The organism is Novosphingobium sp. (assembly GCF_041915465.1).
GTDB lineage: Bacteria > Pseudomonadota > Alphaproteobacteria > Sphingomonadales > Sphingomonadaceae > Novosphingobium.
Genome location: NZ_JAYSBK010000113.1, coordinates 1 through 9,840, shown reverse-complemented (window position 1 = coordinate 9,840; position 9,840 = coordinate 1). Strand labels below are relative to the sequence as shown.

Sequence of the window (9,840 nt, the reverse complement as noted above, 5' to 3'; positions counted from 1 at the left end):
ATACCAGCGCACCGCCCACAGGATCACATCACCCTGGAAATGGCGCCACTTGAAATCCGTCATCGTTCCGTCCGTCCAATCTCCGCCAAGCATGCTCAAGCTTCACGATTTTTGCAACAGAGCCCGAAATGCTGCCCTGGGCATGGAAGGCGGCTCAATCCGGTGACCAGGACGTCGACTGAGGGCCATTGCGCCAATGGCAGCTATCTGCGATTTTCTGCCAGAAGCTGCCTTTCAGGAAGCGACCCCATTTCGGACATTTTCCTGATGGTCGCGTGACAAGCTGATTGAGCTTTCCTAAGTTGGTTTCGCCGAGCATAGAGTAGCAGGATGGTAGCCCCTGCGCCCGCATGTCGGACTCTTCCCTGCCACGGCGTCACCTGATCGAAAGGGTAGGCGCTTGACCAATGGGCCAACGCTCCCTCCAAACTCAAGGAGCGTTTCATGCAGTATCTCTACCTTGCGATTGCCATCATTGGTGAAGTGTTCGCGACATCGTTACTCCGCCAGACAGAGGGGTTCACAAAGATCGGCCCGACCATGCTCGCCCTTGGGGGCTATTTAGTCACGTTCTACTTCCTTGCGCTGGCATTACGGACCATCCCCACCGGAGTTGCCTACGCGATTTGGGCAGGCTTGGGCGTAGTGTTGGTCGCGGCTGTCGCGTGGCTGATCCAAGGCCAGAAGCTCGATTCCGCCGCCATGATCGGCATGGGCTTCATCGTTGTTGGCGTGGTAATCATGAACGGCTTTTCCAGCGCGGTGTCGCACTGAGCGATGTCCGCTTCCCACCCAACAGTCGCCATCAGCGAGGGCGCGCCGTGATCCTAGAAGCGGCCATTGCGCGCCACGGCCCTGATCGGACGCTTACTAATTATCCGATAAAGCGCGGCTGGCAAGTGCGATTGTTCGCCCTTGTTCCTTCCTGCCTGAAGGGCATCGGCACCCTGCGCGGTCTTGTCCGCTACCGGCTGCACCGAACCATGACCGCGTGGTGCAAACTGCGCCTTGATGAACCCGGCAACGATTGATAGCGCGGATAAATGTCCGATAGTTCGTCTCTCACGCCGCGCGCCGTGCCCAAGCAGGAGCGCAGCCGCGCCACGCACGAGCGCATCCTGCAGGAAAGCGCCCTGCTGCTTGATGAAGTTGGCGCCGATGCCTTCAACACCAACCTCCTCGCCGGGCGGGCCGCACTCAGCCCGCGCGCGATCTATCGCTATTTTCCGAACAAGTGGGCGATCCTTCAAGCCCTGGCCGAACGGGCGCGCCAGCACGAGCGCGAATGGGTGGGCGATCTTTCGGCGCTTTCGCCGCAGGACGACTGGCACAAGGCGCTGGATCGCGCGATCTTCGATTACTACGCGGCGGCCTCGAAGGAGGTCGGCTACCGGGCCTTGCGCGCGGCGGCGGAATCCAGCCCGATCCTGCGCGAACAGTACGAGGCCGACAATATCGCCGTCCAGCGCGAGCTGGCCATTGGCCTGCGCGCGCTGGGGGTGCGGGGCGACGATGCGGAAGTGACCGCGCTGTGCTGCGTGGTGATCGAGGCGAGCAACCGCATTCTCGACATCGCGCTGCAATCGGACGAGGTGACCGCGCACAACCTGCTGCGCATCCTGCACCAGATGGTGAGCGACACCTTCAGCCGCTATCTGGACTGATCGGTCAGCCGCGCGGCCGGAAGCCTTCGATCCTTGCGCCTTCGTCTTCCAGCACCGGGCGCAGGGCCACGAACAGGCGGAAGTAGTTGTAGAACGGCACGCTTGGCCACAGATGGTGGATCAGGTGCATGTTCTGCTGCAGCGTGAACACCTTGCCGCCTGCCCAGAGGCTGATCCGGGTATTGCCGTAGCGGTCGAAGCGGTCGAACGGATAATGCGGCAGCCACTGGAAGAAGATCATCAGGATCAGCACGCCAATCTGCTGCGGCACGAACAGCAGCAGCAGCCAGTCGAGCGCGTGCCCTGTGGCAAAAGCCACGCCGAGCAGGCCGATCAGCACCGTGTTCAGCAGCGAACACTGCAGGATCTCGCGGTCGCTCATGATCGCACGTAGCTGGCGATAGAGGTCGGGCATGACGAAACGGTAGAGCACCAGCGGCAGATAGCCGGGCACCGAATCGCGCGCCCATTTGCCGATCAGCTGCCAGAAGGTGCCCTTGACGTAGATGTCCGGGTCCTTGTCGGTATTGGTGTGCGAATGGTGCAGCACATGGGTGCGCTGCAGCAGCGGCCAGCCGATCCCCAGCCCGATCGCGCCGACCCATCCGGCAAAGGTATTGAACCAGCGCAGCGATTTCGGTTCGACCACAAGGTTGCCGTGCACCGCTTCGTGCACCAGCGAATAGTGCGCGTAGGACACCAGCCCCAGTACCGGGGTGATCAGCCATGATGAAACCCTGCCGCTCAGGCCCAGCCAGGCAAGCGCGACATAGGCTGCGGGAAACAGGAAGGTGAGGATCACCGTCGGCCAGGCGATTCCTGGCGAAAGCGAACGCGCGATAGCCTTCTCCTCGGCCTTGCTGATCCTGCGTTCGGCCTTTGCCGGTGCTGTCGGCGTGTCATGGGCGATGCTTGCCATGACCGGGCCTTACTGCTGGCTGGCCGGCATGCGGACGGTAATGCCGTCAAGCGCCGGGGCGAGCGTGATCTGGCAGGCAAGCCGCGAATTGTCGGCAACTTCGGCCGAGAATTCGAGCATTTCCTGTTCGTTGGGCGATCGTTCACCGACCTTGTCGAACCACGGTGCCTGCACGAAGACGTGGCAGGTGGCACAGGCACAGGCTCCGCCACAGTCTCCGTCGATCCCCGGAACCCCGTTCTTCACGGCGGCTTCCATCAGGGACCAGCCCTGCGGCGCTTCGACATCATGCTGCGTGCCGTCGTGCTCGATGAAGGCGATGCGTACCATATCCCGATATCCTCTTGCGTACGTGTGGAGATCCCTGCGGCGCGGTTACAGCCGGCGCGGGATCGAAACCTGCATTTCCGAGAAGCCGTGGACGAAGGCCGACGGCACGCGCTCCAGCGAATGGACGTGGATTTCCGGGAAGCGCTGCAGGATTTCCTCCCACAAGATGCGCAGTTGCATTTCCGCCAGGCGATTGCCCAGGCAACGGTGAATGCCGAAGCCGAACGCAAGGTGACGGCGCACATTGGGGCGATCGATGCGATATTCGTACGGGTTCTCGATCACTTCCGCATCGCGGTTCCCGGCGGCATACCACATCGCCACGCGATCGCCCTTGCGGATGGTCTTGCCGCCCAGTTCGACATCGCGCGTGGCGGTGCGGCGCATGTAGGACAGCGGCGTCTGCCAGCGCAGCGTTTCGGACACCATCGAGGGTATCAGCGCGGGGTTGGCGTCAAGCTTGGCCCTTTCGCCGGGGTTCTCGAACATTGCCAGCACCGAACCCGACATGGTGTTGCGGGTGGTATCGTTGCCGCCCACGATCAGCAGCAGGATGTTGCCGAGGAACTCGTTGGGATCCATCTCGCTGGTGCTTTCGCTGTGCGCCAGCATCGAGATTAGATCGCCCTTGGGAGGCTGGTTGACGCGTTCGTTCCACAGGCCGGTGAAATACTCGGCGCATTCGGTCATCACCGCGATGAATTCCTGCTGGTAGTTCTCGGGATCGCTGTACATGCCCGAGGCTACCGGATCGGCAGTGGCCATGTCGGACCAGTAGGTCAGCTTGCGGCGATCCTCGAACGGGAAATCGAACAGCGTTGCCAGCATCTGCCCGGTCAGTTCGATCGAGACCTTGTCGACCCAGTCGAACTTCTCGCCGATGGGCAGACTGTCGAGCGTGGTCTGGACGCGGCTGCGGATCAGCGATTCCATCGCCGCGAGGTTCTGCGGCGAGACTACCGGCATCACCGTCTTGCGCTGCTGGTCGTGGCGCGGCGGGTCCATCTGGATGAAGGCGGGAAGTTCGAACCCTTGCATCTGCTCTTCGAGGAAGATGGTCGGTTCCGACGAGAAGGTCTGGTGATCGCTGTCGATCGCGACAATGTCGTTGAACCGGGTGATCGACCAGAACGCACCGTCGACGTGATGGTCTGCCGGATGAAGATGGACGGGGTCGTCGCGGCGCAACCGGTCGAAATAGGGCCAGATCGTATCGTTGCGCCAAAGCTCCACGTCGACGACGTTGATCTCGTCCAGTGCGACAGTGTCGGCATGATTCTTCACTGCATCCATCGAAAGCACAGCGTCCATGACGTTCTCCCCGGCAGCGTCCGGCGGCATCTCCGCACGGCGCGACTCCATGCAGCAATCTTGCACATTCGCTATATGGGAGCAATTACTTCCATTTCAAAATGTGTCTGAGAATCCGAATTTTTGTCGACTTCGATCTGCCTTTGCGACGAACCGTGTTCTGTCATGGCCGGAAGGATGGAGGTCTGCGTGCGACCAATCCCGAATGAAGCGAGCCAAGTCCTTGCGCAGCGTTTCGGGTTATCAGTCGGCCATGGGCGGCATCCTGGCCGCGATCGGCTTTATCAGCACGCACAGCGCAATCCCCGCCGCTACGAACAGCCCGGACATCACGATCAATCCGGTATAGCCGTTCAGCCCGATCATCGGTCCGGCAATCAGTCCGGTGATGACCGAAGCAAGGCCGGCAACCGCCGAGGACAGCACGAACAGCCGTGAGGTCGGATCGGCCTCGCGCGCCAGCGCCCAGTATCCTGGCTGGGCAATGCCCCAGCCAATCGCGAAGATCAGGCTGCCCGCCATGAACGCAACCGGTTCGGGCACGGCGACCAGCGCGAACCCGGCCACGATCAGCAGCGAGCCGAGCACGATGAACTGCAATCCGCCCAGCCAGCGCGAAAGCCAGGTAACCGCGAACGAACCGGGAATCGAGACCAGCGCCGTGCCGCTTACCGCCAGGCCGATCGTGGCGGCGGGGATCGATTGCGCGGTGCCGATCCGTTCGAGGAAGAACCAGAAGCTGGTCACGCCGATCGTGAACAGCATCATCGCCAGAAGCACGGCGATGAATGGAAGCAGCCGCCACGCCGGTACTTTCACGCGCGCGCCATGCGCCTGTTCCGAACCCCGGCCCGAAGCAGGCAGGAACCGCACGGCGACCAGCCCCACGGCCATCGCCGCGATCAGGCTGTATAGCACCCCTGAAAGCCCGTAGGCTGGAATGAGGTAGCCCGCCATCGGCACGGCGGCCGCCGCCGCGACGATGGCCTGTACCGCGACGGACGTTCCGAAATTGCGTTCGGGCCTGCTGGTATCGCCAAGGCACACGAAAGACGGCGCTCCGATCATGCCTTTCATCAGCCCGGCAAGCGCGAATGCAAGGCAGAGCCAGCCGAAACCCGTGACCAGCGAGGTCACCCAGAACATAAGGGCGGCCAGCAGCAGGGCAAGTGTCGTGGTCCTGCGCCAGTTGACGCGCCGCACCCAGAACGGGGCGGTAGAGGAGGCAAGCAGCGCGCCTCCGACCAGCGCCGAACTGACCAGGCCGAGTTCGCCGTCGTCTAGCCCGCGGTGGCGGGCAAGCGCCCCGATCAGGAGCGGCTGGACATTGATGACAAGCTGGTTGAGCGCGATCAGCAGCGAGGCGGCTGCGATCGCGCTGCCCCGGTCGACCGGATCGATGAGATCAGCCCCTGCCGCCACTGCGCCCCCTTGCATGCCTGCAGCAGGCGGATCGGCAAGGGGGAGAGTGGCCAATGCGGGATCCTTGCGTCAATGCAGTGCCATTGCGTTGAACGAGCTTTCGCCGTGCCCTGCGGCTGCGGCGCGTTCCAGCTTGGCCAGAGTCGCCGTGATGATATCGCTGGGCGCTGCGGCATCTGTATAGGCCTGAACGAACATGCGGTGCGAGCGCCGATGCGTGGCGATCGTGGCCTGGTCGGTGGGAAAGCTGCCTTCGGCCATCTCGCTTGCCGCAATCTCGCACTGCACCTGCAGTTCGGCGACCATTGTCGGAAGGCTGGCGGTCAGGATCGCGGGGTCGACGCCCTCGCTCTTCATGAAACGCGAGGCTTCGATGAAGGCCGCAACCGATGGGAGGAAGAACGTGCCGACAAAGGCGGCTTCCAGCACGTTGGGCGTACCGCTATCCTCGGCAACGAACTCCGATCGCCCGGCGATGGACACGATCGCCTCGCCGAACTTCTCCCACAGCAATGTCGAGCCGCCGACGTAGATCGCGCTGGCTTCCTTTCCGATGCCTTCGGGGTAGCAAAGGATCGTTCCGCTGGCGAACTGCGCCCCCTGTGCACTGGTCCATGCGCCGGTCGCGCGGACATTGGCAGGCGTGCCGGAGGCAAGGTTCAGCACGTATTTCCCGGCAAGCACCGCTTCGCATCCCGCGAATGTTTCCGGCAACTGTTCGCACTGCCCGGTCAGGTTCACCACGAGACCCGCCGCTGCCGTCGCTTCGGCCACGGTAGGCCAGGCGGTGATGCGTTCACCCGCCAGCGCGGTGGCCTTTTCCGGCGACCGGTTCCACACGTGGACGGCATGGCCCGCGGCCGCGAAACCGCGGGCGACGGCAGCGCCCATCAGGCCAAGCCCGAGAACGGCGACATTACACTGCTTCATGGTGTACCTTCCAGGAGACGGGATCGGGCTTTCGGTTGCGCCCCAGCAGGAACGGAACCTGGCTAAGCACCAGGACCAGGCTGCCCAGCATGCACGACAGGAAGCCCACGAGCACCAGATCCAGACCAAACGGGGCAAGGAATTCGCCCGCCAGCGTCGGCAGGATGGCAAGGCCCACCAACTGCGCAGTTGCGCTGTAGGGAACCGCCCGCCCGACAGGATCGAGCCGCGCGAGCAGGGGCGGGAATGCCGGGGCCACCATCGCGTAGGCCACGCCATACCCGAACGATACCACAGCGGACGAAGGCCAGGCCAGCCAGGCGACCACCGCGCTCATCAGGGCGCAGAGCAGGACGATCAAGCGCAGCCAGCCCCACTTGCCATCGGCAATCAGCGATCCGGCGACGGCTCCAAGGATCTGTCCGAGCAGGGAAATCGTGATCAGCGAAGTGCTGTCTGCCCTTTCGATGCCGCGCGAGTGCATCCACACTTCCAGATAGCCCCAGATGCCGCCGACCGCGCCGACGCAGAGCAGTACGGAGCCGAGGCCGACGATACCCCTGCCCTGAGGCCTGCCGATCGGTTCGGCCTGTTCGTCGCCCGATCCGAGCATCCGGGCCGGGTAGAACGGCAGCAGCAGCAGCGTCACGAGGCCGAAGCCCGCCAGCACCAGCTGGACGGTATGGCTGGCCGGATCAGGATCGAAATGCATGAAGCCGCGCAGCACCAGATAGGGCACCAGTCCCTGGGTCAGCACGAACGATCCCGCCCAGGCACCGAGGCGCCGGGTCCGTGAAATCGCCACGCCGACTATCCCGACAAGCAGTCCGCCCCCGATCCCTGCGGTCAACCGGCACAGCATCAGCAGCCCCGTGGCGCCTTCGGCCACCGGGATCAGGTTGCCCGCAATGAGCAATGCGGTGGCGGCAAGCACCAGGATCTGCGTGCGCCACCGGGCCAGCAATTGCACGCCGATCGCGCTGCCTGCGGCAATGCCTGCGATCTCCACGGCCGAAAGCAGGCCAAGCCGCTGCGGAGAGATCGACCCTTCCAGGACGTATGCCCCGTACAGGACCGGCTGGATGCCAAGGACGATCAGGGCGATCGTTCCGCCCGCGATCGCGGTGGCAACCTGCAGGGGCGTGATTTCGCTCTGGCCGGGGAGCATCGGACGATCAGGCCAGAAGCCGGATCGGATCGGCCATCTCGCCGTCGATCTCGACCCAGCCCATGTGCGTCTCGTCGGTATAGGACCAGCCGAGCAGGCGCTGGATCTCTACCGGGTAGCTTTTGACCACATCCGGCGAAAGCGCGAGATACATGTTCTCCTCCTGCCGCACGGTTGCCGCGTCGATCGTCATGGTCAGGCCCGAGCGGAGCTGGTCGGTCGTCGCGTTCCTGCCGCCTGCGTGATAGGTCGATCCGACGAAGAGCAGTGCGGAACCTTTCCTCATCACGGTGGGAACGGCTTCCGCCATCGTCGGAATGCGCGTGTCGGGCCAGACGTGGCTGCCCGGAATCACCAGCGTGCCGCCATTCTCCTCGGTGAACTCGCTCAGCGCGATCATCACCTGCAGGCGGACGTGGCGATCATAGTCGGGCGTGCGCCACAGCAGCGCCCAGTGATCGCGGTGCAGCGATTGCGGCGTTTCGCCCGGCGCGATCTGGATCAGCTGGGTCACGCCGATACGCAGGCCCGGCTTGATCGAAAGTTCCTGTTCGCCCGACCAGTACTTCGTGGGCACGTTGACCAGCCGTTCTGCCGCGCCGTGAAACAGCGGATGCAGCACGATATCGGCCATGCGGCGCGTCTTGGCGAAAAGGGCACTCATCCGGCGGGTCCTGAACCCGGTGAAATCGTCGCCGCCGGCACCGGACCTGTCCAGTTTCGGCAGCAGATCGGCTTCGAGTTCCGCGATCAGTTCGGGGGAAATGAAGTCCTCGATGATCACACCGCCATCGCGTTCGATCGTGGCCACGACATTGTCGACCGTGGCGGTTGCATTCGAGAGGCGGGCGAGATCACTCATGGGATTCTCCGGGCAACTGATCTTATGAAAGTGCAGACTTTGTGATAGTGTATCGGCAAGCGGTGGAAACGGCCCACAATCTGGCGGAACTGGGTGCCTTCTGGCCACAAACCCCGCAATACTTCCAGAATTTAGCCGAGAATTATCTAGACGGAATGCGATGTCAATCGCCATTCCTAGCCCTTTTTGCTGCGTTAACGGCGGATGGATGAAACCCGTTTGACAACTTGGCAGATAAATATCACCTTTCCTGCACTAGTCATGAACCTGCGCTGACTCGGAGAGAATGTTGAACAGGCCGCAGGCATCTGGCAACTGCGACGGTGTGTCCGTCGGGCGTCAAACCGCTTTTGCGAGGACTCGACAATGACCGCGAATTCCCAGGATCTGCAGCTTCGCGAACGCGCCGCGAAGGTCATCCCGAACGGCATGTACGGTCATGAATCGACGGTGCTGATGCCCCCTTCCTTCCCGCAGTTCTTCGAACGCGCCGAAGGAACCTATCTGTGGGATGCAGATGGCAACAAGTACCTCGACCTGATGTGCGCCTATGGCCCGAACCTGCTGGGCTATGGCCGCGCGGAAGTGAACGCGGCGATCCGCAGGCAACTGGACAAGGCCGATACCACCACCGGTCCATCCCCGCTGATGGTCGAACTCGCCGAAACGCTGACGTCGATGATCAGCCATGCCGACTGGGCGATGTTCTGCAAGAACGGCACCGATGCCACGACGATGGCGATGACCTGCGCCCGGTCGACCACGGGCAAGCGCATCATCCTCGTGGCCGAAGGCGCTTATCACGGTGCCGCGCCCTGGTGCACGCCCCGGCCCAATGGCGTGGTGCCCGAAGAAAAGGCCTTCATCCGCAAGTATGTCTACAATGACATCGCCAGCCTCGAAGCCGCGGTCGAGGCGGCAGGCGACGATCTCGCCGGGGTCTTTGCCACCCCCTTCCGTCATGAGGCTTTCCAGGACCAGTTCGAGGTCACCCGCGAATATGCCCGGCGCGCCCGTGCGCTGTGCGACAAGGCGGGCGCGATGCTGATCGTCGATGAAATCCGCACCGGATTCCGCCTGTCGCGCGACTGCAGCTGGGAACAGTTTGGCGGGCTCTGTTGCAAAGATTGGCGGCAGTCAGAGGTAGGCTGTCGCTCTGCGCCGATCAGGCGGCTGCTGCGAAATGGTGGTTGAGCATGCCCATGGCCTCCGTCAGCGCCGAGGGCCCAATGCC

11 protein-coding genes are annotated in these 9,840 nt (G+C 63.0%); 4 read left to right on the top strand and 7 right to left on the bottom strand.

The features are described from left to right. The first annotated feature begins 444 nt into the window (after positions 1–444). The 3 genes from ACE3SN_RS14730 to ACE3SN_RS14720 are packed head-to-tail and all read left to right on the top strand — an operon-like array spanning position 445 to position 1,664. Positions 445–774, top strand: a complete 330-nt coding sequence (locus ACE3SN_RS14730) for a multidrug efflux SMR transporter (RefSeq protein ID WP_022675110.1) — start codon at positions 445–447, stop codon at positions 772–774. A gap of 47 nt (positions 775–821) precedes the next feature. Further along, positions 822–1,031, top strand: a complete 210-nt coding sequence (locus ACE3SN_RS14725) for a hypothetical protein (RefSeq protein ID WP_148291624.1) — start codon at positions 822–824, stop codon at positions 1,029–1,031. Positions 1,032–1,043: 12 nt separating this feature from the next. Further along, positions 1,044–1,664, top strand: coding sequence for a TetR/AcrR family transcriptional regulator (locus ACE3SN_RS14720; RefSeq protein ID WP_022675109.1), 621 nt, complete (start codon positions 1,044–1,046; stop codon positions 1,662–1,664). 4 nt (positions 1,665–1,668) lie between these two features. On the opposite strand, the gene ACE3SN_RS14715 is transcribed toward ACE3SN_RS14720, so the two are convergent. From ACE3SN_RS14715 to ACE3SN_RS14685, 7 genes are all read right to left on the bottom strand, one after another. Continuing rightward, positions 1,669–2,583: a fatty acid desaturase gene (locus ACE3SN_RS14715; protein ID WP_022675108.1), complete on the bottom strand. Its 915-nt coding sequence runs from the start codon at positions 2,581–2,583 to the stop codon at positions 1,669–1,671. 9 nt (positions 2,584–2,592) lie between these two features. Then, the gene (locus ACE3SN_RS14710) at positions 2,593–2,913 is read right to left on the bottom strand and encodes a 2Fe-2S iron-sulfur cluster-binding protein (RefSeq protein WP_022675107.1); all 321 of its coding nucleotides are present in this window, start codon (positions 2,911–2,913) and stop codon (positions 2,593–2,595) included. Between the two features lie 45 nt (positions 2,914–2,958). After that, positions 2,959–4,275 carry a cytochrome P450 gene (locus ACE3SN_RS14705; RefSeq protein WP_022675106.1) on the bottom strand — a complete coding sequence of 439 codons (1,317 nt, stop codon included), beginning with the start codon at positions 4,273–4,275 and terminating at the stop codon, positions 2,959–2,961. Positions 4,276–4,467: 192 nt separating this feature from the next. Then, complete coding sequence (locus ACE3SN_RS14700) at positions 4,468–5,700, bottom strand: MFS transporter (RefSeq protein ID WP_148291622.1); 1,233 nt, start codon at positions 5,698–5,700, stop codon at positions 4,468–4,470. A gap of 15 nt (positions 5,701–5,715) precedes the next feature. After that, the gene (locus tag ACE3SN_RS14695; RefSeq protein ID WP_158441930.1) at positions 5,716–6,576 is read right to left on the bottom strand and encodes an NAD(P)-binding domain-containing protein; all 861 of its coding nucleotides are present in this window, start codon (positions 6,574–6,576) and stop codon (positions 5,716–5,718) included. Next, a complete protein-coding gene (locus ACE3SN_RS14690) occupies positions 6,563–7,744 on the bottom strand; it encodes a hypothetical protein (protein WP_022675103.1) in 1,182 nt (393 codons plus the stop codon). The genes ACE3SN_RS14695 and ACE3SN_RS14690 overlap by 14 nt, the downstream gene beginning before the upstream one ends. Before the next feature lie 7 nt (positions 7,745–7,751). Next, positions 7,752–8,606 (bottom strand): phytanoyl-CoA dioxygenase family protein, encoded by an 855-nt coding sequence (locus ACE3SN_RS14685; RefSeq protein WP_022675102.1) that lies wholly within the window; start codon positions 8,604–8,606, stop codon positions 7,752–7,754. Positions 8,607–8,972: 366 nt separating this feature from the next. On the opposite strand from ACE3SN_RS14685, the gene ACE3SN_RS14680 reads away from it, so the two are divergent. Next, positions 8,973–9,800 carry an aminotransferase class III-fold pyridoxal phosphate-dependent enzyme gene (locus tag ACE3SN_RS14680; protein ID WP_374531251.1) on the top strand — a complete coding sequence of 276 codons (828 nt, stop codon included), beginning with the start codon at positions 8,973–8,975 and terminating at the stop codon, positions 9,798–9,800. Positions 9,801–9,840: the final 40 nt, after the last annotated feature.

Coding starts and splice junctions, on each gene's coding strand:
- ACE3SN_RS14730 (WP_022675110.1), top strand. CDS start 445: ATGCAGTATCTCTACCTTGCGATTGCCATCATTGGTGAAGTGTTCGCG.
- ACE3SN_RS14720 (WP_022675109.1), top strand. CDS start 1,044: ATGTCCGATAGTTCGTCTCTCACGCCGCGCGCCGTGCCCAAGCAGGAG.
- ACE3SN_RS14715 (WP_022675108.1), bottom strand. CDS start 2,583: ATGGCAAGCATCGCCCATGACACGCCGACAGCACCGGCAAAGGCCGAA.
- ACE3SN_RS14710 (WP_022675107.1), bottom strand. CDS start 2,913: ATGGTACGCATCGCCTTCATCGAGCACGACGGCACGCAGCATGATGTC.
- ACE3SN_RS14705 (WP_022675106.1), bottom strand. CDS start 4,275: ATGGAGTCGCGCCGTGCGGAGATGCCGCCGGACGCTGCCGGGGAGAAC.
- ACE3SN_RS14695 (WP_158441930.1), bottom strand. CDS start 6,576: ATGAAGCAGTGTAATGTCGCCGTTCTCGGGCTTGGCCTGATGGGCGCT.
- ACE3SN_RS14690 (WP_022675103.1), bottom strand. CDS start 7,744: ATGCTCCCCGGCCAGAGCGAAATCACGCCCCTGCAGGTTGCCACCGCG.
- ACE3SN_RS14685 (WP_022675102.1), bottom strand. CDS start 8,606: ATGAGTGATCTCGCCCGCCTCTCGAATGCAACCGCCACGGTCGACAAT.
- ACE3SN_RS14680 (WP_374531251.1), top strand. CDS start 8,973: ATGACCGCGAATTCCCAGGATCTGCAGCTTCGCGAACGCGCCGCGAAG.